We start from the raw sequence: 22,996 nt of genomic DNA, 5'->3' as shown, positions 1-22,996 counted from the left end.
CTTGCTCGTCACCACTCCTCGGCAGCCGTGGGGGCCGGATGCGCGTGGGCCGGCGCGGGCCGTACGTCGGCCCGCGCCGGGGGCGTTCAGAGTCGGTCGAGGATGTCGTCGAGTTGCTCGACCTCGGCGGTCTGGCTCTTCACGATGTCGCCCGCCATCTTCACGGCGGCCCCGTTCTTGCCGTTCTTCATCTCGTCCTCGGCCATGCTGATGGCGCCGTTGTGGTGCTCGATCATCAGCTGGGCGAACAGCTTGTCGAAGTCGGTGCCCTTCATGTTCTTGAGTCGCTGCATGTCCGCGCCGGACATCATGCCGTCGGCGCTGCCGCCGTTGCCCCCGTGGTCCATGCCGGGCATGGACTCGACCGCCGTCGGGCGGTCCCAGGACCGCAGCCATCCCTGCATCGTCTCGATCTCCGGGTCCTGGGCCTTCTCGATCTGCTCGGCGATGTCCTTGAGTTCCGCGTCGGACGCCCGGTCGTCGGCGAGTTCGGCCATCTCCAGGGCCTGTTCGTGGTGCGGGATCATCATCTGCGCGAAGGTGACGTCCGCGTCGTCGAAGTCGGCGGATCCGGCGTCACCGGACGCGGACGTCGAGCTCTTGCCGCTGCCGTGGTCCATGCCGTCCATGTCGTCGCCACAGGCGGTGAGCAACAGGGCGCCGACGGCGACGACGCTCGCGGTGGCGGCGGCGCGGCGGAGGCGCGTCCGGCGGGGGGTACGCGTAAGGGCTGTCATGGTCGATTCACCTCGGGGTGTGCGTTCTGGGCTGTTCGTGGGCAGGCGAAGCCGCGGGGTCGCGCTGGACGCGCGCCCGCGTGAGCGGTTCGGCCTACAGCCGCAGAACTGACAGACGGGTGAGATCGGGCCCGCGTGGCGGCGGGCGGGGTCGCGCGAGGGCGGCGACCTGGGCGAGCAGCTCCGCCCATTCCTTACGGCGGCGGGTGAACGCCGACGTGAGCAGGGCGGTGAGAACCCATGCGCCGAGCAGGATCGCCACGCAGAGGGACTGCATGTCCATGGTCGGGGCCGGTTCGTGCGAGGACCGCGACCCCGTGGGGGCCGCATCCGTCGCCGTCGCCGTCGCACGGGAAGCGGTGCTCATGGAGTGCGCGGACCCGCTGACGGGCACCGACTCGCTCACGTGCCCGGACCCGCTGACGTGCGCGGACCCGCCAGGGTGGGCGGACTCGTCGGGATGCCCCGTGCTGTGCATCGCGAAGACGCTGAGAGCGAGTACGGCGACGAGCAGCAAGTGGCCGAGGGTGCCACCTGCGCGTACGCGTCGAATCGCCTTCATGCTGGACTCCGTCACCGACCGTTCTTGATCTGCTGCCACGACCGTACCCAGGGAACGTTCGTCCTGTCGGGCGAAGGGGCGTTTTCTACTGTTCTACTAAGCGGTTTAGTGGTGCAGATCACGTGGCGAAGGTGTCGGCGCTGCCGTGTGGATGCGAGGGCGGGCGTGGGTCAGGACGCGTCGGGGTCGCGGTCCAGGGCCGAGGGTTCGGCGGCCTGGGACGGGGTGGCCGACGGGGCGACGGCGTCGGTGCCGCTCTTGGTGGGCGGGTCCGAGGGGACCGGGCTCGCGGGGCCTTCGGAGGGCGCGCGGGTGTCGCGGGTGTCGGGGGTGTCGGGTGTGGGGGCCGGCGGCAGGGTCGGGGACGCGCTGGTCGTGGAGGGTGGGGCCAGGGGGGCCGAGGGGGTCGCGGGGGCCTCGTCCCGGCCGAGGTGCAGGGGAAGGGCGATGAGGGCGGCGACCGCGCAGGTCGCGGCGGCACCGGCCGCGGCCCGGACCAGACGGCGGCGCGCGGCGCTGCGGCGGATCGTCTCGTAGCGGCCCGGCGGTGGGCCGAGGCGGTCGGCCGGGGGACGCAGGAGGACGGTGAGCGGGTCGTCGGGCTCGAAGTCCGGGCCCTCGTCAGGGCGTGTGATCAAGGCTTCTCCTCAGGTGGGCGCGGAGCAGTTCGCGGGCCGCGTGGAGGTCGGCCTTGACGGTTCCCTCCTTGCGTCCGGTCAGCGCGGACACCTCCCGGATCGGCATGTCAGCGTAGTAGTGCAGCAGGATCGGTACGCGCAGCCGTTCCGGCAGTGACCGCACGAGCAGCCGGACCGAGGGGTCGGTCTCCGGGGCCTGGTCGTACCGCGGGCGCACCGCGGCCTCGGCCGTGGCCCGGTGCATCGCCTTGCGTTCGCGTTCGAGCTTGCGCCAGTGGTCCCGTACGAGGTTGGCCGCGGTGACGTAGAGGAAGCCGTGCGGTTCCGCCACGGATGTCCACCGGGCCCAGAGGCGGGTGAACGCCTCCGACGCGATCTCGTGGGCCGTCTCGTCGTCGTCGACCAGCCGACGGCACCAGCCGGCGAGGCGCGGGTAGAGGGCGGCGAACAACTCGGACGCGGCCTTCTCACGGGACCGTTTCAACGCTCTCCATGGTCGTGATGGTGCGACAAGAGGCAAAGGGGAGGGGGCGGGTGGGGTGTGGGTCACCGGGCGGTGGAGCTCAGCGTCGCGAAGACGATCACGTTGTCCCGGTACTCCTCGCCCGTGCGCGGGCCGCCGCAGGTGATGAGGCGCAGCGCGGGACGGTTCACGTTGCCGTAGACGTCGTTCGTGGGGAAGTCGGCCTTGGCGACCGTTCGTACGGAGTCGACGGTGAACTCCGCTGTCGTGCCGTTCTCCAGGCGCGCCTGGATCCGCTCGCCCCGCCGCAGTCGGGCGAGCCGGCGGAAGACCCCGTCGCCGTACGGCCCGACCGTGACATGTCCCAGGATCACCGACGGGCCGGTCTGGCCCGGCGTCGGCGAGTGCCGGTACCAGCCCGCCCTGTCGTGCTCCGTGACCGGCGGCACCTCCACCGTGCCGTCCGGGGCCAGCCCCAGCCGGATGACCGGGGTGTCGACCTCGATCGCCGGGATCAGCAGCCGCACCGGGACCGAACGGCCCAGCGGGCGGGCGGCGCCACTGGTCGGAGGAGAGGACGGCGAGGACGACGAGGACGGAAGCGGGGTCGCCTCGTCCTCCGGTAGGGCGGTCGTGGCGTGGTCGGTGGGGCGGTCGTCGCAGCTCACCAGCAGTGAGGCCGCCGCGGCGACGGCGAAGGCGCGCCTGGAGAGCGGGGTCACGCCTGGTTCGCCCGCTTGCGACGTACGAGAACGACCGCCACGCCGCCGCCGAGGAGCACCGCGGTGGCGCCCGTGCCCGCCAGCACGCCCGCGCCGCCGGACCCCTCCGACTTCGGCGCCGTACCGGTGTCGGGAGCTCCGCTGGGGACGACGGGGACCTGGCTCGGTACGGGGCTCGCGTCGCCCTCGTCCGTGGCCTCGGTGGGTCCGGAGTCCGACGGGTGGTCCGTGGCGGGGGCGGACGGGACCGGGGTCGCCGCCTTGGAGGCCTCCTTGGGTACGGCGGTCGGGCTCGTGCCGTCGGCGAACGCGGGCAGCGCGGTCGCCAGCACGGCGGTGAAGGCGAGTGCCGTGGCACTGAGGACGGTTCGGCGCATGGGTCGCTCTTTCGTGTCGGGTTCGGCGGGCCGCCGTCCCGGCCGGGTTCGGCAGAGGGACGGCTCGGTGGAACGGCTTCGTGGGCCGCCCGGTCGGTTGCCCGGCCTGCGGCGGCGTCACGTACCGAGCGGAGAGACGAGACAGCGGCGGAACACGTTGTAAAGAGATGGCAAAGTCGTCCCGGGCCCCGGAGGGCGGGGAGCGGGCCACCCGCACCGGATCCGCACGCCGTACGAAAGGAGCGCACGATGATCCGGCTGCTCATCGCGGACGACGAGGACCTCGTCAGGAGCGCCCTGGCCGCCCTGCTCGCGCTGGAGGACGACCTGGCGGTCGTCGCCGAGGCGTCCGCGTCCACCGAGGCGGTGCGACTGGCCCGCGAGTTCCGCCCGGACCTCGCGGTGCTCGACCTGGAGATGCCGCCGCCGGACGGGCTGCGCGCCGCCGAGGAGATCGGCGCCGAACTGCCCACCCGCGTCGTGCTGGTGACCCGGCACGCCCGCCCGGCGGTGCTGCGTCGGGCGCTCAGCGCCGGGGTGCGCGGATTCGTGCCCAAGACCACCCCGGCCGCGCGGCCGGCGGAGATCATCCCCGATGTCGCCGCCGGACGCCGCTACGTCGACCCCGACATCGCCGCGTCCGCCCTCACCGAGGACGACTGCTCGCTCAGCGACCGCGAACTGCAGGTGCTGCGCGCGGCCCGCACCGGCGCCTCGGTCGCCGAGATCGCCGTCGAGGTCCACCTGGCCCAGGGCACGGGCACGGGCACGGGCACGGTCCGCAACTACCTGCCGGCCGCGATGTCCGAACCGGGTGCCCCCACCCGGCACGCGGCCGCGCACCACGCGTGGCAGCAGGGCTGGATCCGAGCGGGAAACCGGAACCGCTCAGTTGCGCGGAACCGCTCAGTGCTCGGAACGCTCAGTACACGTCCCGCACGTACCGCTTCTCCGTGGCCAGCTGCTTCACGTACACGGCTGCCTCGTCCTCGGTCATTCCGCCGTGGGTGACCGCGACGTCCCGCAGCGCACGGTCGACGTCCTTCGCCATCCGGGAGGCGTCGCCGCACACGTAGAAGCGGGCGCCGTCCTGGAGCCAGTGCCACAGCTCGGGCCCGTGCTCGCGCATCCGGTCCTGGACGTAGACCTTGGCGCGCTGGTCACGGGAGAAGGCGGTGTCCAACCTGCTCAGCACACCCGACTCCTGAAGATCGGTCAGCTCATCCTGGTAGTAGAAGTCCGTCGCCCGGTGCTGCTCCCCGAAGAACAGCCAGTTGGGCGCCCGGTGGCCGAGGGCCCGCCGTTCCTGCAGAAAGCCGATGAAGGGCGCGACACCGGTGCCCGGACCGACCATGATCATGGGGGTCACCGGGTCGGCCGGCGGCCGGAAGTGCGGCGAGCGCTGGACGAAGACCGGCACCTCCAGGTCCGCCTCGCCGTCCGCGAGGAAGGGGGAGCAGACCCCGCCGCGCGGGCGCCCGCGCAGGTTCTCGTACCGCACGACCGACACCGTCAGTGAGATGTGGTGCGGGTCGACGAGCGGGCTCGACGAGATCGAGTACAGGCGGGGCTGCAGCTTCTTGAAGACACGGGCCCACTCCTGGGCCGAGGCCCGTACGGCGAACTCGGCGACCACGTCGACGGCCTGCCGTCCCCAGGACCACTGGGCCAGCCCGTCCTTGTTGTCCGGACGCATGAGCTTCTTCAACTCCCGGTCGTCCCGGGTGCGTTCGGCGACGAAGCGGAGCAGGTCCGAGGTGATCCGGGTGATGTCGAGATGCCGGTGCAGTGCCTCGGCGAACGGCACCTCGCCCAGCCCGTCCACGGTCACGGGAGTCGAACCGTCCAGGCCGGTCACCGCCAGCCATTCCGCCACCAGGTCGAGGGAGTTGACCGGCCGCACCCCGAGCGCGTCGCCCGCCTCGTACGACAGTCCCGTCCCGCTGGTGTCGAAGGTGAACCGGCGCACCTCCTTTGCAGCCCCGGGCAGGCTCAGCAGCCGGTTCCCGACCAGCCGGGCGGCGGCGGGCGCGGGCCTCGCGGAGCGGGGGGCGACCGGCGCGGACGTGGGCGCGGTGACCGGAGGGACGGTGAGGGTGGCGGAGCCCTGCGGCGTCGTTCCCCAAGCCGTGGGCCGACCCCCGCCGTCGCCTCCGTCCGGGCCCGTGCCGAGCGCGGTGATGACCTGGCCCAGCCAGGCGTCCGCCGACGGTTCGTAGTCCGGCTCGCAGTCCGTACGGGGGGCCAGACGCACCGCGCCCAACTCGTCGAGCCGGGCGTCCAGTCGGCGGCCGTGCCCGCAGAAGTCGTCGTACGAGGAGTCGCCGAAGGCCAGCACGGCATAGCGCACACCGTCCAGGCGGGGGGCCTCCTGCCGGGACAGCGCGTCCCAGAACCCGGAGCCGTTGTCGGGCGCGTCGCCGTCCCCGAAGGTGCTGGTGATCAGCAACAGGTCGGCGCCGCGCGGCAGTCGGTCCGGCGCGGCCTCGTCCATCCCGACGAGCGTCGCCCGGTGCCCCGCCGCGCCCAGATGCTCGGCGGCCGCCGTCGCGAACTCCTCGGCCGTCCCGGTCTGCGAGGCCCACAGCACGACGACCTCGCGTCCGGCCGGTTCGGCGGCGGGTGGCGCGCTCGGCGCCGCCGACCGCGAGTACATCCCGGCGAGCACCCCGTTCACCCACACCGCGTGCTCGGGCGCGAACGGCGCGTCCGCCGGCAGCACGGGCACCCCCCGCACCCCTGATCCGAGCCCGGCGAGGAACCCGGTGAGGTACTGCCGTTCCTGGGCGGAGAGGACGGGCGGTGGCGAGGGTTCGAGACCGAACGGGTTGGCACCCGGGGCGACCGCGGTCGGCACGGTCACCGACGCGGGCCCAGGAGGCGCCACCGGTACGGGGACCGCCGTCGGGGTGGGCACCGGCGCGGACGTCCCCGTGGGCTCGCTGTCGACGGGCGCCGGAACCCTCGCCGGCGCCGCGACCTTCGCCAGGGACACCGCGCACACCTTCAACTCCGGCTGGAACGACAGCGGATCCACCGCGTCGCTCGTCACCGCGTTGATGCTCAGGTACTCCCCGAACAGGTCGTTCCAGTGGAACGGCGCGAACACGCACCCGGGCATCACACGGTCGGAGACCACCGCCGGAAGGACGGCCCGACCCCGCCGCGAGGCGACCTCCACCGAGTCCCCGTCCCGCACGCCCAGTTCACCCGCGTCCTGCGGATGCACCTCCACGAACGGCCCGGGGTTCAGCCTGTTGAGCTTGGCGACCTTGCCCGTCTTCGTCAGCGTGTGCCACTGGTGCTGCAACCGCCCGGTGTTGAGCACGAACGGATAGTCGTCGTCCGGCATCTCGGCGGCCGGCAGGTGCGGCCGCGCGTGGAACACGGCCCGGCCACTGGCCGTCGGGAAGAGCAGCCCCCGGCCGGCCGGACCAGCACCGCCCGCACCGTCGCCGTCCGCCGCGCCGTCACCGCTCGCGTCACCGTTCCCCACCACGTAGCGGATCGGATTGCGCGCCGGCCCGTCCTCCGAAGCCGCGGGCCACTGCACGGACCCCGACCGCAGCCGGTCGTACGTCACGCCACGCAGGTCCCACCCGGTCTTCGGGTTCCACGCCTGCTTGATCTCCTCGAAGACCTGCTCGGCGCTGTCGTACGTGAAGCCCTTCTCGAAGCCCATCTCCCGGGCGACGGCCGCGATGATCCGCCAGTCGGCCATCGCCTCGCCCGGCGGGTCGGCGGCGGGCACGGCCAGCGTGAGGTTGCGCTCGCTGTTGACGAGGACGCCCTCGGACTCGGTCCACAGCGCGCCGGGCAGCACGACATCGGCGTACGCGTTGGTCTCGGTGTCCGCGAAGACGTCCTGGGTGACGACGAACTCGGCCGCTTCGAGCCCTTCGATGACGGTCCTGCGGTTGGCGACCGAGGCGACCGGGTTGGTGCAGATGATCCAGCAGGCCTTGATCTCCCCGTCGGCCATCTTCTGGAACATCTCGACCGTGCCCTTGCCGACACCGTCCGCGCGCAGTGAATCCGGCTCCAGCCCCCACAGTTCCTCGACGAACGCCCGCTCCTCGTCCACGAGCACGGACCGCTGACCGGGCAGTCCGGGCCCCATGTAGCCCATCTCGCGCCCGCCCATCGCGTTGGGCTGGCCGGTGAGCGAGAACGGGCCGCTGCCGGGGCGGCAGATCGCGCCGGTCGCCAGATGCAGATTGACGAGCGCGTTGGTGTTCCAGGTGCCGTGCGTGGACTGGTTGAGCCCCATGGTCCAGCAGCTCGTCCACTCGGCGGCCTCGCCGATCAGCCGGGCGGCCTCGCGGATGTCGTCCGCCGGGATGCCGGTGATCTCGGCGACGGCGTCCGGCGCGTAGTCGGCGAGGAAGTCGGGCATCGCCTCCCAGCCCTCGGTGTGGGCGGCGATGAAGTCGGGGTCGGTGTGCCCGTCCGCGTGCAGCAGGTGCAGCAGCCCGTTGAGGAGGGCGAGGTCCGTGCCCGGGCGTATCCGCAGGAAGAGGTCGGCCTTCTCGGCCGTCGCCGTGCGGCGTGGATCGACGACGATCAGTTTCGCGCCCGCCTTGACCCGGTCCATCATCCGGAGGAACAGGATGGGGTGGCAGTCCGCCATGTTGGAGCCGATGACGAGGAAGACGTCCGCCCTGTCGAGATCCTCGTAGGAGCCGGGCGGCCCGTCGGCGCCCAGCGACAGTTTGTAGCCGGTGCCGGCGCTCGCCATGCACAGCCGGGAGTTCGACTCGATCTGGTTGGTGCGGATGAAGCCCTTGGCCAGCTTGTTCGCGAGGTACTGGGCCTCCAGGCTCATCTGGCCGGAGACGTAGAACGCGAACGCGTCGGGTCCGTGCTCGTCGATGATCGCGCGCAGCCGCCGGGCGGTCTCGGCGATCGCGTCGGAGACGGGCGCGGGGACCGGTTCGTCGCCCCGGTCGTCGCGCACGAGGGCGGTGGTGAGGCGGCCGGGTGCGGCGAGCATGTCGGCGGTGGTCGCGCCCTTGGTGCAGAGGCGACCGAAGTTCGCCGGGTGGGACTTGTCGCCGGACGCCTTCAGGACCGTGCGTCGGCCGTCGGGACCCATCCCGACGTCCAGCAGCATGCCGCAGCCGACACCGCAGTACGAGCACACGGTCCGCACCTGGCTCGTGGTGCTCTGCGGGCCCTGTGCGGCCACGGGCGGCCCCTCTCTGTCGGCGTCCGGGGTGTCCGGTCGGTCGTCCGTTCGGCGGGCCGGTCGGTAGTCCGGTCGGTCCACCGGTCGCTGTCGGTGTGGCGGCCGGCGCTGTCCGGCGTGACCGCCCCTCGCTCTCCGGCGCGGTGGCCGGTCGCCCTCCGGTACGGCCGCCGGTCGGCTTCCGCTCAGTCTCCGGATCACCGCCCGGCAGGCTCGATCGTACGAATTGCCCGTTACGCCTGTGTCACATGATCTGATCATGAGGCGTTACGCCCGCCACACACGGCCGCGCAAGGGGCTGTGAGGGCGGGTTTCGGCCGTCGTCCGGAACGCAGGGGTCGCGGTCCGTGTCGCTGTTGGGCCGAACGGGTGACCATGCGTAAGAATTGGCCGATGCAGTCATTCAGTGCGAGCCAGGGGGAGGGCCGGTGAACAGGGTGAACAGCCACGATGTCACCGACGAACAGTGGGAGGGGCTCGCCCAGGTCGTGCCGTTGCGGGGCCGGGACGCATGGCCTTCCGCGGTCGGCCACCGGACCATACCGGAAGCCGAGACGGAGGCCCGACGCCGCTTCGTGGTGCTGCGCGTCAACGTCTTCGCGGACGCCCGCGAGGTCGCGGAGACGCTGATGGCGGGCGTTCCGGTGCTGTTGGACCTGTCGGGCGCGGAGGCCGACACCGCCAAGCGGGTGCTCGATTTCAGCACCGGCGTCGTCTTCGGCCTGGCGTCCGGAATGCACCGGGTCGACCGGAACGTGTTCCTTCTCACGCCACCGGGAACCGAGGTGCGGGGGCTGATGGAAGGCGCCGGGGTCCCCGGGGTGTGACGCGAGGCGTGCGGCGGTCCTGACTCTGGTGCCGGCGCTCCGGCGCTCCGGCGCTTCGGCGGGCCTTGGTCCAGGCGCGGCCGGGGAAGCCGGTTCCGGGCGCGCCGTGGGAGCGGGGCGCTTCCACGGCGGCGGGGCGCCCTCGTCCCGGGCGGGGCGCTCCCTCGATCGTAGGAAGATCCACTCGACGGAACGGTTTGCCTGAGGTGTGGGCCCCTAGTGTCCGCATATGACCGTGTCATCCCTGTCGCCGGTGGTGCCCGGCGTGGACGCCGGGGCGCGTCCGGAGCGGCCGAGCATCACCGAACTGCGGCTCTCCGCCTTCGCCGGGCACCGGAACACCTTCCTCCCGCTCGGCCCGCTGACCCTCCTCGCCGGGCGCAGCGGCAGCGGCAAGACCACCGCGCTCAGGGCGTACGAGGCGCTGGCCGTGCTCGGGGGCGGCGCCCGCCTCGACGAGGCGTTCCCCGACCCGCTGGGCTGCGTCCCCGAACGGGCCCGCCCCGACGCCCAGCGGCGCCGGGGCTTCCGCATCGGCTGCACGGCCGACGGCCCCGAAGGGCCCGTGCACCTCGATGTCGCCGTCCAGGCCGAGCCCGAACTCCGTGTGGTGGGCGAGCGGTTGACGTGCGGTGGGCTCACCCTGCTGGAGACGGCGCTCGTCGACCCGAGCCGCCCCGTGGTCCAGGCCGCCTGGCACACGGCCGGCTCCTCGCCGGTCACCCGCGGGCCCCTGCCCGACGACCGCCTCGGCACCGCGCTGCTCCCGCTCCGTGTCGCCGGCAAGACGGACGGACAGCGCCGGGTCCTCGCCGCCGCCGAGCAGATGGTGGTGGCCCTCCGCTCGGTCTACGCCTGTGACCCCCGCCCCGGCCGGATGCGCGCCGCCGTGCCGCGCGGCTCCGGCCGGCTGCTGCGGGGCTGCGACAACCTCGCCGACGTGCTGTGGCGTACGCGGACGGAGTGCGGCCGGCGGCACGCGCTGCTCGTCGGTGCCGTGCGCGACGGCTGCGCGGGGCCGGTCCTCGATCTGCTCGCCGAGCCGGTGAGGGACGGCGCGGTACGGGCGGTGCTGGACCGGGGGGACGGCGTGCGGACGGCCCTGGGCCTGCTCGGGGACGGCGAGTTGAGGTACCTCGCGCTGGCACTCGTGCTGTTCACCGGTCCCGGCGTGCTGGAGATCGACCAGGTCGCGGAGGTACCGGCGGCACTCCAGACGCTGACGGTCCTCGCCGACGGCTTCGACCGGGCGCTCGACCCCCGGCAGGCGGGGGAGTTGGTGCGGCTGGCGGCCCGGATGTGCGAGCGGGGGCACATCCGGCTCGTCGGCGCGGTGAGCGACGCCGCCTGGGCCGCCGGAGTGGCGGGGGCGACGGTGGTAGACCTGAACCGTGAAAGATCCTGAATCCGAGACGGGGCGAGGCCCTGGGCCCGAAGCCGTGCGAGAACCTGGACCCGCGACCGGGGCGGGTGCAGGACCCGCGACCGGGCCAGGCGCCGGATCCGCACCCCGACCCGCGACCGGGCCAGGTGCCGGACCCGAGCGGAAGCCTGATGTGGCGGCACTGCAGCGGCGGCTCGCCGAGTTCGCCGCCGCCCGCGACTGGCAGCCGTACCACACGCCCAAGAACCTGGTCTCCGCGCTGAGCGTCGAGGCGTCCGAACTGGTCGAGATCTTCCAGTGGTTGACGCCGGAGGAGTCGGCGCGGGTGATGTCGGACCCCGGTACCGCCCACCGCGTCACGGACGAGGTCGCCGACGTGCTCGCCTATCTGCTCCAGCTCTGTGAGGTGTTGGGGATCGATCCGTTGTCAGCGCTGGATGCGAAGATCGACCGCAACGAACGGAGATTTCCGGCGCCGGGGCAACCCTGAGGACGCTCGACACCGAGCACCCCCGTCCGGTTGTCACTCTCCGGAGTTGAAAGGTTGTCCATAGCCGACTTGTTATCCACAGATTTCGGGCTTCCTCTGGCTTTCTGTCTCAGTGGCCCTCACTGTGGGTAATGAACAGGCAGGAGTTCGGGCGGACGTGTGAGAGCGCGTCGGGGAAAGTCGGGGACAGCGCATGGATGCGGTGCGGCTCATCTTCGCGAGCAGGCGCGCTCTGGCGGGCAGCGTCGAGGGACCTCAGATCATGGCGGAGGCGTGGCAGTCCTATGCCCTCGCCCAGGCGATCGGGAGCCGCCTCGCGGTTTCGGGACCTCCCGAACTGCGCGGTGAGGCACTGGGGTTGACCGAGCTGGCCGGCAGCGGCTGCGGCATACTCGGCGCCCCGCCGCTCGGCGTGGGCGATTTACGCGCCGCCCAGCTCACCGAGTTGGGCGACGCCCACGAGTCGCTGCTGCGGCTCGGGGGCCTGCTGGGCGAGGTCGGCATCGCGCTCGTGGGTCTGGCGAGCGGAGCGGACGACGAGGCGACGTACTGGCAGTGCATGGAGGCGATCGACGCGGCGGACGAGGCGCGGGACCGGGTGCTGGAAATGCTGCGGCGCCTGGCCGTGAGAGACCAGGTGCTGTCGGAGAGAGACGCGGCGGCGGGGTGAGCCGTTCGGGAAGGGGCACCCCCTAGCTGTTCAGGGGCGCGGGGAACTGCGCGACCGCCCCCACCCACCCGCAGTCGAACAACGCAGCTCAGCGGCGGAAGAGGGGACGCGGCCCCCGAACACGGCGAGCGCCCGGCCGGGAAGGCGTGGCCGGGCGTCGGGTTCGCGGCTCGGAGAAGGTCAGGCGGGGTCGCTCTCCTCCGCGGCGGCGGCACGCGGCGCGGAGAACTCCGCGTCGAGCTGGGACAGGTCCGCGTTCAGGGCAGCCATCAGCTCCTCCATCTGCTGGAGCAGACCCTTTGGCTGCGCAGGCACGGCAGCCTGCTCCGGCACGGCTTCCTGGGACATGTGACGGCCTCCTCGGCCCTCGCCCCCTGAGGGGCACGTGGTGCGGGCGTCCCGGCAGCGGCCGCCGGCGACGGGTGCCGGGCGGTCCGGCTCCTCCCGAGCAACGATCACCGTTCCGGCCGGTCACTGACCCCGTCCGTCGCGGGAGCCGGGTTGACGGAATTTCACCCGACCGTGGCCCCAAGGCACTGGTGGGACCGGTGCCGTTGACCGGGGGGTCAGCGTGCAGGATGGAGGCATGGATCTTCGCATCTTCACCGAGCCCCAGCAGGGGGCGACCTATGACACCCTCCTCACCGTCGCCAAGGCCACCGAGGACCTCGGCTTCGACGCCTTCTTCCGCTCCGACCACTACCTCCGCATGGGTTCGTCGGACGGCCTGCCGGGACCCACCGACGCCTGGATCACCCTGGCCGGACTCGCCCGCGAGACCAAGCGCATCCGCCTCGGCACCCTGATGACTGCAGGAACCTTCCGCCTGCCGGGTGTGCTCGCCATCCAGGTCGCGCAGATCGACCAGATGTCCGGCGGCCGTGTCGAACTCGGCCTGGGCGCGGGTTGGTTCGAGGAGGAGCACAAGGCGTACGGCATCCCGTTCCCCAAGGAGAAGTTCGGCCGCCTGGAGGAGCAGCTGGCCATCGTCACCGGCCTGTGGGCCACCGAGGTCGGCAAGACGTTCTCGTACGAGGGCACCCACTACCAGCTGACCGACTCGCCCGCGCTGCCCAAGCCCGCGCAGGCCAAGCTGCCCGTCCTCGTCGGCGGCCACGGCGCGGTCCGCACCCCGCGGCTCGCCGCGCGGTACGCCGACGAGTTCAACATGCCGTTCGCGTCGATCGAGGACAGCGAGGTCCAGTTCGGCCGGGTCCGCAAGGCCGCCGAGGAGGCCGGCCGCAAGGGCGACGACCTCGTGTACTCGAACGCCCTGGTCGTCTGTGTGGGCAAGGACGACGCCGAGGTCGCCCGGCGCGCCGCCGCGATCGGCCGTGAGGTCGACGAGCTCAAGGCCAACGGCCTCGCCGGCTCCCCGGCCGAGGTCGTCGACAAGCTCGGCCGCTACCAGGCCATCGGCTCCCAGCGCGTCTACCTCCAGGTCCTCGACCTCGACGACCTGGACCACCTGGAGCTGATCTCCGGCCAGGTGCAGTCCCAGCTGTCGTAGACGCGGGATTCCGTCTCGCGCCCCGGAGGCGCGGGACGGTGCCGCCCGCGGCGGTCACAGCCGGGCCCCGGCCCCGGGGCCCGTTCCGATAACCGAAGCGTCTGGTTGTTGTGCAAAACGTTTTGGATATCTAGCTTGTGCCGCATGAGCGACGGAACGCCCCCTTCCGTCACCCGCCGCCGCCTCCTGGTGCGTGGCTGTGACGTGCTGCGCGTCCCGGTGGAGGGCGAGTGCGAGGTCCTGCCCGGGCGGGACATCGTGGTGGCGGACGGCGTCATCGTGGACGTACGGCCGACGGAGGCGCAGCGGCCGCTGGAGCCGGGCACGGAGGTCGTCGACGGGCGGGGGATGCTGGCCCTGCCCGGGTTGGTGAACGCGCACACGCACAGCCCGATGGTGCTGATGCGGGGCGCGGCCGAGGACGTCACGGTCGAGGGGTGGTTCAACGACCGCGTGTGGCCGATGGAGTCCAATCTGACCGCCGACGACGTGCGGGCCGGTGCGCTGCTGGCCTGTGCGGAGATGATCCGGTCGGGCGTCACCACCTTCGCGGACCACTACTTCTTCCCCGACCGCATCGCCGAGGCGGTGGCCGAGACCGGGCTGCGGGCCGACATCGCGCCCACCTACTTCAGCAGCGGTGGCGCGTCGGCGCTGGAGGCCGGCGTCGCGTTCGCCGAGGCCTGGCACGGCGGGTCCGACGGCCGGGTGACCGTCTCGCTCGGGCCGCACGCGCCGTACACCGTCGACGACCAGGACCTGCGGACCCTGGCCGACCACGCCCGGCGGCTCGGGGTGCGGATGCACATCCACGCCGCCGAGCACCTGGAGCAGACGGAGTCCAGCCTGGAGCGGCGTGGGATCACCCCCGTCCGGGTGCTGCACGACACCGGTGTCCTGGACGCGGGCGCCCTCATCGCGCACGGGTGCGGGATCGTCGAAGGGGATCTGCCGCTGCTGGCCGAGTACGCGGACAGGACCGCCGTGGCCTGCTGCCCCAAGGTGTATCTCAAGCACGCGCTGTCCCCGCTGACGCCGGTCCGCGACCTGCTGGGCGCCGGGATCACGGTGGCCGTCGGCACGGACGGGGCCGCCGGGCACAACACCCTCGACGTGTGGGAGGCGCTCCGGCTGGTGGCGCTCACGCAGAAGCAGGCGGTGCGGGACGCGACCTGGATGACGGTGTCCGACACCCTGCGGACGGCCGTGCGGGGCGGGGCCCGGGCCCTGGGGCTCCACGACCGGATCGGTGCGCTGGAGCCGGGCATGCGCGCCGACATCGTCCTCACCGACCTGTCCGGCCCACACTGCCGTCCACTGCACGACGCGCGTGCCGCGCTCGTCTACAGCGCCCGCGCCAGTGACGTCCGCACGGTGGTCGTCGACGGGCGGGTGCTGATGCGTGACGGACGGCTCCTCACCGTCGACGAGCCCGCGCTGCTCGCCGAGGCCGACGCGCGCGTGGCGCGGATCCTCGACACCTCCCACGGGAGGGCGGTGCAGCACTATGACCCGTGACACCGCCCATGACCGGTCCGCCGTGCGCCGGGCCGCCTCCATCAAGGACGTGGCCGCGGCGGCCGGGGTCAGCCCCACCACCGTCTCGCACGTGCTGAGCGGGAACCGTCCCGTCAACGAACAGACCGCCGCCCGGGTGCGGAGCGTCGTCAACCGGCTGGGGTACGTGCCGGCGTCGCTGGCCCGCAGCCTCCAGGCCGGTGCCACCTCCGTGATCGGCCTGCTGATCCCGGACATCAGCAACACCTTCTTCGCCGAGCTGGCCAAGGGCGCCGAGGACGCCGCCCACGACCTCGGGTACGGGCTGATCCTGTGCAACACCGAGTTCGACGCCGACCGCGAGGACCGCTACCTCGGCATGATCCGCAGCCGGTTCATCGACGGCATGGTGTACGCCTCCGGGTCGCCCCCGTCCCGGCGGCGGCTGGAGGCGCTGATGGGCAAGTTCCCCATCGCGCTCGCCGACGAGGAGGTGGAGGGCCTGAGCGGGGCGCTCATCGCCAGCGCCGACCACGAGGCGGGCGGGCGGCTGGTCGGCGAGCATCTGCGGGCGCTCGGCCACCGCCGGGCCCTGATGCTGACCGGCCCACGCGACCTGCGAAGCGGGGCGGCCCGCGCGCACGGCTTCCGCCAGGCCTTCCACGGCGATGTCGTCGAGCGGACGGGTGACTTCAAGGAGGAGTCCGGACACCGCCTCGTCGTCGAACTGCTCGACGACGGCGGGCTCGCGGACCGCACCGCCGTGTTCGCGGCCAACGACCTGATGGCGTTCGGCGCGCTCGCCGCGCTGCGGGAGGCCGGGCTGTCCGTGCCGGAGGACGTCTCCGTCGTCGGCTTTGACGACATCCGGGCCGCCTCGCTGATCAACCCGCCGCTGACCACCGTCCACCAGCCCGCCTACGACGTCGGGCGCACGGCCACCGCGCAACTCCTCCAGTACGTCTCCCGGGGCGAGGTCCCGCCCGCGTCCCGGCACACCCTCCCCGTGGAGCTGAAGGTGCGGGGGAGCACGGCGCCGCCCGCCGCCCGCTGAACCACGCCCACCGCGACCGGCCCCCTCACGATCGCGCCCACCACGAGCCACCCACCAAGAGCACACCCACCACGATCACGGTCGCCGCGACGCGCGGTCATGTCCCTGTGCCCCGAGACGCCCGGACGTGCCCCGAGGTGCCCGGACGTGCCCCGAGGTGCCCGGACACGGCTCCGAACACCTCCCGATCCCCCCGAGAGAAAGGCGGTTCGCCCATGCCAAGAGTCCTCGTCGTCGGCGAGTCCTGGTTCACGTACACCGTCCATCAGAAGGGCTTCGACGCCTTCCACACCGCCGAGTACACCGAGGGCGGTGGCGTCTTCCTCGACGCGCTGCGCTCACGCGGTCACGAGGTGACGTACGTGCCCGCGCACGAGATACCCACCCGGGTCCCGGACACCCCCGACGGCCTCGACGTGTTCGACGTCGTGGTCATCAGCGATGTCGGCGCGAACAGCTTCCAACTGCCGCCGGAGACCTTCAACCGGTCCGAGCCCGCGCCCGACCGCTCGGAGCTGGTGCGGGACTTCGTCGAGCGTGGCGGAGGTGTGCTGATGATCGGCGGCTATCTGACCTTCAGCGGCATCGACGCCCGTGCACGCTGGGGGCGTACGCCACTGGCCGCCGCCCTGCCGGTGACGATGCTCGACCGCGACGACCGGGTGGAGCTGACGGCCGGGGCCGTCCCCGAGGTGGTGGGCCCGCACCCGGTCGTCTCCGGACTCGACCGGACCTGGCCCGCGCTCCTCGGCCTCAACGAGGTCGCCGTACGACCGGACGCCGCGCTGCTCGCCGAGTGCGCCGGACATCCGCTGCTGGTGGTCGGCGGCCACGGAAGCGGCCGCTCGGCCGCCTTCACCTCCGACGTCGCGCCGCACTGGGCCCCGCCCCCGTTCCTGGAATGGGACGGCTACCCCGAACTGTGGGACCGCCTCGTCCGCTGGCTCGCGGGGGAGGAGCTGTGACGGCCGCCGAGGCCGCAGCGGAACCCGTCGGCGATCCCGGGGCCCTCGGCGATCCCGGGGCCGTCGGCACTCCCGCGACCGTCGGTACGTCCGCGACCGTCGGTACGTCCGCGACCGTCGGCACCCCCCACATCTCCGCCGCCCCGGGCGACTTCGCGCCGCTCGTGCTGATGCCCGGTGACCCGCGGCGGGCCCGGCGGATCGCCGAGACGGTGCTCGAGGACGCGCGGCTCGTCACCGAGGTGCGCGGCGTCCTCGGCTACACCGGCACGTACAGGGGCGTGCCGATGTCGGTGCTCGCCTCCGGCATGGGCATCCCGTCGGTGTCGATCTACGCGACGGAGTTGTTCCGGCACTACGGGGTCCGGCGGATCGTCCGGGTCGGCACGGCGGGCGCGCTGTCCACCTCGGTCGCCCTCCGGGACGTCGTCATCGCCTCCGCCGCGCACACCGACTCCAGCGTCAGCCGCCTCCTGGTGGACGGCGTGACCCTGTCCCTCGCCGCGTCCTACCGGTCGTTGCGCGCGGCCGTCGACGCGGCGGGCACCGTCGAACGGGAGGACCGGCACGGCCCGGACGCACCGCGAGGACGGGCCGGCTCCGGCGGCGGCTCCGGTGGCGGCTCCGGCGGCTCGGAACGCCCGGCCGTGCACATCGGCCCGGTGTTCTCCAGCGACCACTTCTACCTGGACCGGCCCGCGGTCCTCGACGCCCTCGAACGCCGGGGCACCCTCGCCGTCGAGATGGAGGCGGCCGGGCTGTACGCCGTGGCCGCGGCGGAGGGCGGCGAGGCGCTCGCCGTACTGACCGTGTCGGACCACGTCCGCACCGGCGAGGCCCTGTCCGCCGCGGACCGGGAGACCGGTTTCGACCGGGCCGTTCGCATCGCCGCGGCCGCACTGCTGCCCGACGGCTGAAATTCCCCTGGAAGAAATCAAACAGAAACCGTTCGACGTAGCCAAAACGTTTTGCACTTCTTACTGTCGCTGTCAGCGCGGAAAGCGAAAGCAGGGAAAATGATCAGGAGGTCGAGGATGATGAGAAGTTACGGACCGGGAGCCGCTGTCGCGGTGGCGGGAATGCTCGTGCTGAGCGCGTGCGGGGGATCGGGCTCGGACGATTCCGGGGCCGCGTCCTCCGGAAAGACCCGGATCAAATTGGTGGTCAATGGCGGGCTCGGCGACAAGTCGTTCTTCGACTCCGCGTACGAGGGGCTGAAGCGTGCCGAGAGCGAGCTCGACTACGAGTTGAAGGTGGTGGAACTGGGGCAGGACCGAACCAAGTGGGAGCCGGGATTCGAGGACGCGGCGGCGGCCGACGACTACGACATCCTCGCGGCCGGCACCTTCGACGTCACCGACTACATCGGTGAACTCGCCCCGCAGTATCCGGACAAGAAGTTCTGGGTGTTCGACTCCGCTGTCGACTACACCGGCAAGAACGGCTGTTCCAACAAGTGCGAGAACGTCTACTCGGTGACGTTCAAGCAGAACGAGGGCGGATATCTGGCCGGATTCCTCGCCGAGAAGCTGGTCGCGGAGAAAGCCCTCAAGGGCGCCGAATCCCTGAACAAGGTCGGCGTCGTCGGAGGCGTGAAGATCCCCGTCATCGAGGACTTCATCGTCGGATTCAAGGCCGGATTCAAGGCGGCGGGCGGGAAGAACTCCGACGTCCTCACCCAGTACGTCGGGGGCGACAAGCCCTTCGGCGACCCCGCCAAGGGCAAGGAGATCTCCACCGCGATGTACGGGCAGGGCGCCGCCCTCGTCTGGCCGGTCGCCGGGCTCTCCGGACTCGGCACCTTCGAGTCGGCCGCGAACGCCGGCCGCTACACCTTCGGCGTCGACTCCGACCAGTACCGGACCCTCACCGACAACGCCCAGAAGAACACCGTCGTCACCTCGATCCTCAAGAACGTCGGCAACGCCCTCTACCAGGCCGCCGAGGACGACAAGAAGGACGCCGTGAAGTACGGCGCGGTGGAGAGCGTCGGTCTCGCCGAGGACGCGGTCGGTTACGTCGACGACACCCACTTCCAGGAGATCGTGCCGGAGAAGATCCGCACCGAGCTGCAGGAGGCGGCCGACCGCGTGAAGTCCGGTTCCCTCACGGTCCCCAGCGCCTTCTGACCCCCGAACCCACCCCGAACGGCCTTGAGATGAACGAGTCATGGGACCCGGCCGGGCCCGCCGTCGCCACCCGCGCGGTCACCAAGACCTACGCCAACGGCGTCCGCGCGGTCCGGGGCGTCGACCTCGACGTACCGGCCGGCGAGATCCGCGCGGTCGTCGGCGAGAACGGCGCCGGCAAGTCCACGCTGATGAAGCTGTTCTACGGTCTGGAGCAGCCCACGTCCGGCGAGATCCTGATCGGCGGTCGGCCCCGCGTCCTGCGCGGCCCGGCAGCCGCGATCGCGCTCGGCGTGGGCATGGTCCACCAGAACCTGATGCTGGTGCCGTCCTTCACCGTCGCCCAGAACGTCGTCCTCGGCGTCGAGCCCGGCCGACGGGGTCTGGTCGACGCCAAGGCGGCCGTCGAGGCCACCGCCCGGCTCGCCGAGGAGGCCGGCCTCGCCGTCGACCCACTGGCCCGCATCGACGAGGTCTCGGTCGGCATGCGCCAGCGCGCCGAGATCCTCAAGGCGCTCCACCGCCGCGCCCGGACCCTGATCCTGGACGAGCCCACCGCCGTCCTCACCCCCCAGGAGACGGAGGACCTCTTCGCCGCCGTGCGACGCCTGCGCGACGGCGGGATGACCGTGCTGTTCATCTCCCACAAGCTGCGCGAGGTGCGGGAGATCAGCGACCGGGTGAGCGTGATGCGGGCCGGCGCCCTCGTCGGGACCGTCGCCACCGCGGACACCTCCGAGCGCGCACTCGCCGCGATGATGGTCGGCCGCGAGATGTCCCTCGACGTGGACCGGGCCCCGGCCCGGCGCGCCGGGACCACGCTGCGGGTGCGGGACCTGGGATACGCCGCCCCGACCGGTCGGTCCCTGCACGGCCTCGACTTCGATGTCGCCGCCGGCGAGATCGTCGGCGTGGCCGGCATCGAGGGCAACGGGCAGACCGAACTCGCCGAGATCCTCGCCGGGTTGCGCCGGCCGAGCACGGGGACCGTACGGGTCGGCGACACCGACACCGCCGGGCTGGACGTCGCGGGACACCGCCGGGCCGGCATCGGGTACGTCCCCGAGGACCGCCTCCACGACGGGGCCGCGCTCGACGAGTCCATCGCCGACAACCTCGTCGTCGACCGGCACGACCGCCCGCCCCTCGCCCGCCGCGGCGTGCTGCGCCCGGCAGCCGTGCGCGCCCACGCCGAGCGACTCGTCCAGGACTACGCGATCCGCACCCCCGACCCGTCCGTCCCGGTGCGCGCACTGTCCGGCGGCAACATGCAGAAGGTCGTCGTCGCCCGCGAACTCTCGGCCGGACCGAGGCTTCTGATCGCCTCCCAGGTCACGCGCGGCGTGGACATCGGCGCCATGCGCTTCATGTACGAGCGGCTGGTCGCCGCCCGCGACGGGGGCGCCGCGGTCCTCCTCATCTCCGCCGACCTCACCGAACTCCTCGCCCTCTCCGACCGGTTGCTCGTCCTCAGGGACGGCCGGCTCGTCGGCCGCTTCGACGACACGAGGGACCTCACGGAGAAGCGGGTCGGCCTCTACATGCTCGGCGTCGAGCACCACGCACGGGAACGGTTGAGAACCGGGTTGGACGACGACGGTTCCGGCGACTCGGGGAAGGCGGCGGCCTCGTGACCAGCACCCTCATCGAGAGCGAGGACCGCAGGGAGTACCGGACCACCCGGCGCCGCGGCCTCGTCGTCGACCTCAGCATGACCCTGGCGACCATCCTGGCCGCCCTCGTCATCGGCTTCCTCGTGATGCTCGCCACCGGCAAGGACCCGGTCGCCGCCTACGAGGCCCTGCTCACCGGCCCGTTGGAACGCTCCTTCCGCGTCGGCCGCTGGCTGGAGGACGCGACCACGCTCACCCTGCTCGGTCTGTCGGTGGCCATTCCCTTCCGGGCCCGGCAGATCAGCCTGGGCGCCGAGAGCCAGCTGTACGCGGGCGCCCTGGCGGCGGCCACGGTCGCGATCTTCCTGCCGCTGCCGCCCGTCGCCGCCGTGATCGTCCCGCTGGTCGCCGCGGCGGCGGCAGGGGCCGGCATGGGCTTCGTACCCGGGTCGATGAAGGCACGGCTCGGCGCCAACGAGATCGTCGCGACGCTGATGCTCAACGCCATCGTCGTCCGCGTCTACGACTACCTGGTGAACGGCCCGTTGAAGGAGTCCGGCAGCAGCGCCGTCCACTCGGAGCGCATCCAGCCGGACTCAGCCCTCACCCCGCTCAGCGAATGGCTCGGCATTCCCCTCGGCCGCGCCAACGTCGGCTTCCTGGTGATGCTGCTCACCGCCGTCGCCCTGTGGCTGCTCATCACCCGCACCCCGCTCGGCTACCGCATCCGGATGACCGGATCCAATCCGCACTTCGCCGAGTACGGCGGCATCCGGGTGCCCCGCGCCATCGAGTGGAGCTTCGTCATCGGCGGGGCCGTCGCGGGCCTGGCCGGAGCACATCTCGTGCAGGGCGTGTACGGGCGCCTCGAACCCGGGCTCGCCGGGAGCCTCGCCTTCGAGGGGATCGTGGTGGCGCTGCTCGCCCGGAACAACCCGCTGGTCGTCGTGGTCGCCGGCCTCTTCTACTCCTACCTGCGTGCCGGGGGAGACATCATGGAACAGCAGACGGACGTGGGCACGGAGATCGTCGTCGTGATCCAGGCGGTCATCGTCCTGCTGGTCACCGCCCAGGCCCTCCCGGACCTCCTCAAACGCCGCCTCGCACGCAGGCAGGCCGACACCTCGCGAGAGCAGGCGGGCGCCGCGCACGGGAAGGCGGGCACCCGATGAACTCCGTCCTCGACGTCGTCCTCAGCAGCGCCTTCCTCGCGGCCGTGCTGCGCGTGGCGACCCCCTACCTGCTCGCCGCCATGGGCGGACTCGTCGCCGAACGCGCCGGCATCAGCAACATCGCCCTGGAGGGCCAGATGCTGAGCGCCGCCTGCACGGGCGCGCTCGTCGCCGGCTACAGCGGATCGGTCGCGGCCGGCGCCCTCGCCGGCGTGACGGTGGCCGTCCTCCTCGGCCTCCTCCTCGCCGCGCTCCGGCTCGAACTGGGCGCCGACGCGATCATCGCGGGCATCGGCCTCAACCTGCTCGCGTCCGGCGCCACCGCCTACGCCGTCTTCACCCTCCTCGGCGACAAGGGCGGCACGTCCGGCCTGAAGAGCGGAACGCTTCCCACGGTCACCCTGCCGGGCATCGAGGACATCCCGGTGGTGGGGGACGTGCTGAGCGGCCAGAACATCCTGACCTGGCTGGCCTTCCTCGCGGCCCCCTTCGTCGCCTGGCTCTTCTACCGCACCCGCTTCGGCTTCCACCTCCGCGCGGTCGGCGAGATGCCGGACGCCGCCGCCTCGGTCGGCATCGCGGTGCGGCGCGTCCAGTACGCCGGCCTCGCCCTCAGTGGCGCGCTGGCCGGCCTCGCCGGGGTGTTCCTCAGCATGGGGTACGTCTCCTTCTTCGTCCGGGACATGACCGCCGGCCGCGGCTTCATCGCCCTCGCCGCGGTCTTCCTCGGCGGCCTGCGCCCCTGGGGCGTCTTCCTCGCCGCCCTCGGCTTCGGCGCCGCCGAGGCCCTGGCGGTACAACTCGGCACCCTCGACGTACCACCGCAGCTGGTGTCGACCATCCCGTACGCCATGACGCTCGTCGCCCTCGCGCTGTACGCGTGGCGCAGGAAGCGGCGGGGCGCGGGCGAGGTGGCTCCGGCCTCGCTCTGATCCCACCCCTCCCCAAGGTTCGGCCGACCGTGTGCGCAAGACGGTCGAGCGGTCCGTTGCTCCGGC

The 22,996-nt window shown here is 72.3% G+C and carries 21 protein-coding genes and 1 pseudogene; 14 read left to right on the top strand and 8 right to left on the bottom strand.

Annotated elements, in window-relative coordinates; all coding sequences use genetic code 11:
- Positions 1 to 86: 86 nt before the first annotated feature.
- From K1J60_RS11375 to K1J60_RS11350, 6 genes are all read right to left on the bottom strand, one after another.
- On the bottom strand, positions 87 to 737 hold the full coding sequence (locus K1J60_RS11375; RefSeq protein ID WP_220646122.1) for a DUF305 domain-containing protein: 651 nt from the start codon (positions 735 to 737) through the stop codon (positions 87 to 89).
- 94 nt (positions 738 to 831) lie between these two features.
- Positions 832 to 1,299 carry a hypothetical protein gene (locus K1J60_RS11370; protein WP_220646121.1) on the bottom strand — a complete coding sequence of 156 codons (468 nt, stop codon included), beginning with the start codon at positions 1,297 to 1,299 and terminating at the stop codon, positions 832 to 834.
- 170 nt (positions 1,300 to 1,469) lie between these two features.
- Complete coding sequence (locus K1J60_RS11365) at positions 1,470 to 1,937, bottom strand: hypothetical protein (RefSeq protein WP_220646120.1); 468 nt, start codon at positions 1,935 to 1,937, stop codon at positions 1,470 to 1,472.
- The gene (locus K1J60_RS11360; RefSeq protein ID WP_220646119.1) at positions 1,921 to 2,421 is read right to left on the bottom strand and encodes an RNA polymerase sigma factor; all 501 of its coding nucleotides are present in this window, start codon (positions 2,419 to 2,421) and stop codon (positions 1,921 to 1,923) included. The genes K1J60_RS11365 and K1J60_RS11360 overlap by 17 nt, the downstream gene beginning before the upstream one ends.
- Positions 2,422 to 2,483: 62 nt before the next feature.
- Positions 2,484 to 3,122, bottom strand: a complete 639-nt coding sequence (locus tag K1J60_RS11355) for a class F sortase (protein WP_220646118.1) — start codon at positions 3,120 to 3,122, stop codon at positions 2,484 to 2,486.
- On the bottom strand, positions 3,119 to 3,499 hold the full coding sequence (locus tag K1J60_RS11350) for a Tat pathway signal sequence domain protein (protein WP_220646117.1): 381 nt from the start codon (positions 3,497 to 3,499) through the stop codon (positions 3,119 to 3,121). Before K1J60_RS11350 ends, K1J60_RS11355 begins: the two co-directional genes overlap by 4 nt.
- Before the next feature lie 249 nt (positions 3,500 to 3,748).
- Here K1J60_RS11350 and K1J60_RS11345 point away from each other — a divergent pair.
- Positions 3,749 to 4,366, top strand: a pseudogene (locus tag K1J60_RS11345) (response regulator transcription factor); the annotation flags it as partial.
- Positions 4,367 to 4,421: 55 nt separating this feature from the next.
- Here K1J60_RS11345 and K1J60_RS11340 read toward each other — a convergent pair.
- Complete coding sequence (locus tag K1J60_RS11340) at positions 4,422 to 8,687, bottom strand: molybdopterin-dependent oxidoreductase (protein ID WP_220646115.1); 4,266 nt, start codon at positions 8,685 to 8,687, stop codon at positions 4,422 to 4,424.
- 437 nt (positions 8,688 to 9,124) lie between these two features.
- Between K1J60_RS11340 and K1J60_RS11335 the strand changes: the two genes are divergently transcribed.
- The 4 genes from K1J60_RS11335 to K1J60_RS11320 all read left to right on the top strand — a co-directional run bounded on the left by K1J60_RS11335 (position 9,125) and on the right by K1J60_RS11320 (position 12,058).
- Positions 9,125 to 9,514, top strand: coding sequence for a cell division protein SepF (locus K1J60_RS11335; protein WP_033525281.1), 390 nt, complete (start codon positions 9,125 to 9,127; stop codon positions 9,512 to 9,514).
- 229 nt (positions 9,515 to 9,743) lie between these two features.
- On the top strand, positions 9,744 to 10,919 hold the full coding sequence (locus K1J60_RS11330) for an AAA family ATPase (protein ID WP_220646114.1): 1,176 nt from the start codon (positions 9,744 to 9,746) through the stop codon (positions 10,917 to 10,919).
- Positions 10,920 to 11,070: 151 nt separating this feature from the next.
- The gene (locus tag K1J60_RS11325; RefSeq protein ID WP_220646113.1) at positions 11,071 to 11,388 is read left to right on the top strand and encodes a nucleotide pyrophosphohydrolase; all 318 of its coding nucleotides are present in this window, start codon (positions 11,071 to 11,073) and stop codon (positions 11,386 to 11,388) included.
- 193 nt (positions 11,389 to 11,581) lie between these two features.
- On the top strand, positions 11,582 to 12,058 hold the full coding sequence (locus K1J60_RS11320; RefSeq protein WP_033525220.1) for a DUF6099 family protein: 477 nt from the start codon (positions 11,582 to 11,584) through the stop codon (positions 12,056 to 12,058).
- Positions 12,059 to 12,238: 180 nt separating this feature from the next.
- Here the strand turns inward: K1J60_RS11320 and K1J60_RS11315 are convergent, their stop codons facing one another.
- Complete coding sequence (locus K1J60_RS11315; protein ID WP_192829562.1) at positions 12,239 to 12,406, bottom strand: hypothetical protein; 168 nt, start codon at positions 12,404 to 12,406, stop codon at positions 12,239 to 12,241.
- Positions 12,407 to 12,644: 238 nt separating this feature from the next.
- Here K1J60_RS11315 and K1J60_RS11310 point away from each other — a divergent pair, with 238 nt between their 5' ends.
- The 9 genes from K1J60_RS11310 (at position 12,645) to K1J60_RS11270 (ending at position 22,930) form a co-directional block, all read left to right on the top strand.
- Entirely contained in the window at positions 12,645 to 13,568 is a 924-nt protein-coding gene (locus tag K1J60_RS11310) for an LLM class F420-dependent oxidoreductase (RefSeq protein WP_220646112.1), read from the top strand.
- A gap of 144 nt (positions 13,569 to 13,712) precedes the next feature.
- Positions 13,713 to 15,086 (top strand): amidohydrolase, encoded by a 1,374-nt coding sequence (locus K1J60_RS11305; RefSeq protein WP_220646111.1) that lies wholly within the window; start codon positions 13,713 to 13,715, stop codon positions 15,084 to 15,086.
- Positions 15,076 to 16,119 carry a LacI family DNA-binding transcriptional regulator gene (locus tag K1J60_RS11300; RefSeq protein ID WP_220646110.1) on the top strand — a complete coding sequence of 348 codons (1,044 nt, stop codon included), beginning with the start codon at positions 15,076 to 15,078 and terminating at the stop codon, positions 16,117 to 16,119. The genes K1J60_RS11305 and K1J60_RS11300 overlap by 11 nt, the downstream gene beginning before the upstream one ends.
- A gap of 215 nt (positions 16,120 to 16,334) precedes the next feature.
- Entirely contained in the window at positions 16,335 to 17,084 is a 750-nt protein-coding gene (locus K1J60_RS11295; RefSeq protein WP_220646109.1) for a glutamine amidotransferase, read from the top strand.
- The gene (locus tag K1J60_RS11290; RefSeq protein WP_259407679.1) at positions 17,081 to 18,001 is read left to right on the top strand and encodes a purine-nucleoside phosphorylase; all 921 of its coding nucleotides are present in this window, start codon (positions 17,081 to 17,083) and stop codon (positions 17,999 to 18,001) included. Before K1J60_RS11295 ends, K1J60_RS11290 begins: the two co-directional genes overlap by 4 nt.
- 117 nt (positions 18,002 to 18,118) lie before the next feature.
- The gene (locus K1J60_RS11285; RefSeq protein WP_220646108.1) at positions 18,119 to 19,213 is read left to right on the top strand and encodes a BMP family lipoprotein; all 1,095 of its coding nucleotides are present in this window, start codon (positions 18,119 to 18,121) and stop codon (positions 19,211 to 19,213) included.
- A 29-nt stretch (positions 19,214 to 19,242) separates the two neighbouring features.
- Positions 19,243 to 20,847 (top strand): ABC transporter ATP-binding protein, encoded by a 1,605-nt coding sequence (locus K1J60_RS11280; RefSeq protein ID WP_220646107.1) that lies wholly within the window; start codon positions 19,243 to 19,245, stop codon positions 20,845 to 20,847.
- Positions 20,844 to 21,998, top strand: coding sequence for an ABC transporter permease (locus K1J60_RS11275; protein ID WP_259407678.1), 1,155 nt, complete (start codon positions 20,844 to 20,846; stop codon positions 21,996 to 21,998). Before K1J60_RS11280 ends, K1J60_RS11275 begins: the two co-directional genes overlap by 4 nt.
- Positions 21,995 to 22,930: an ABC transporter permease gene (locus K1J60_RS11270; protein ID WP_220646106.1), complete on the top strand. Its 936-nt coding sequence runs from the start codon at positions 21,995 to 21,997 to the stop codon at positions 22,928 to 22,930. Before K1J60_RS11275 ends, K1J60_RS11270 begins: the two co-directional genes overlap by 4 nt.
- Positions 22,931 to 22,996: the final 66 nt, after the last annotated feature.

Origin of the sequence: Streptomyces akebiae, from assembly GCF_019599145.1 — a bacterium.
GTDB lineage: Bacteria > Actinomycetota > Actinomycetes > Streptomycetales > Streptomycetaceae > Streptomyces > Streptomyces akebiae.
The sequence above is the reverse complement of the archived record's forward strand: the minus strand, read 5'-3'. Positions and strand labels throughout refer to the sequence as shown.

What these genes read in the sequence shown, in the direction of transcription:
- K1J60_RS11270 (WP_220646106.1), top strand. Translation starts at nt 21,995, where the DNA reads ATGAACTCCGTCCTCGACGTCGTCCTCAGCAGCGCCTTCCTCGCGGCC.
- K1J60_RS11315 (WP_192829562.1), bottom strand. Translation starts at nt 12,406, where the DNA reads ATGTCCCAGGAAGCCGTGCCGGAGCAGGCTGCCGTGCCTGCGCAGCCA.
- K1J60_RS11300 (WP_220646110.1), top strand. Translation starts at nt 15,076, where the DNA reads ATGACCCGTGACACCGCCCATGACCGGTCCGCCGTGCGCCGGGCCGCC.
- K1J60_RS11375 (WP_220646122.1), bottom strand. Translation starts at nt 737, where the DNA reads ATGACAGCCCTTACGCGTACCCCCCGCCGGACGCGCCTCCGCCGCGCC.
- K1J60_RS11295 (WP_220646109.1), top strand. Translation starts at nt 16,335, where the DNA reads ATGCCAAGAGTCCTCGTCGTCGGCGAGTCCTGGTTCACGTACACCGTC.
- K1J60_RS11310 (WP_220646112.1), top strand. Translation starts at nt 12,645, where the DNA reads ATGGATCTTCGCATCTTCACCGAGCCCCAGCAGGGGGCGACCTATGAC.
- K1J60_RS11305 (WP_220646111.1), top strand. Translation starts at nt 13,713, where the DNA reads ATGAGCGACGGAACGCCCCCTTCCGTCACCCGCCGCCGCCTCCTGGTG.
- K1J60_RS11280 (WP_220646107.1), top strand. Translation starts at nt 19,243, where the DNA reads ATGAACGAGTCATGGGACCCGGCCGGGCCCGCCGTCGCCACCCGCGCG.
- K1J60_RS11330 (WP_220646114.1), top strand. Translation starts at nt 9,744, where the DNA reads ATGACCGTGTCATCCCTGTCGCCGGTGGTGCCCGGCGTGGACGCCGGG.
- K1J60_RS11350 (WP_220646117.1), bottom strand. Translation starts at nt 3,499, where the DNA reads ATGCGCCGAACCGTCCTCAGTGCCACGGCACTCGCCTTCACCGCCGTG.
- K1J60_RS11285 (WP_220646108.1), top strand. Translation starts at nt 18,119, where the DNA reads ATGATGAGAAGTTACGGACCGGGAGCCGCTGTCGCGGTGGCGGGAATG.
- K1J60_RS11320 (WP_033525220.1), top strand. Translation starts at nt 11,582, where the DNA reads ATGGATGCGGTGCGGCTCATCTTCGCGAGCAGGCGCGCTCTGGCGGGC.
- K1J60_RS11370 (WP_220646121.1), bottom strand. Translation starts at nt 1,299, where the DNA reads ATGAAGGCGATTCGACGCGTACGCGCAGGTGGCACCCTCGGCCACTTG.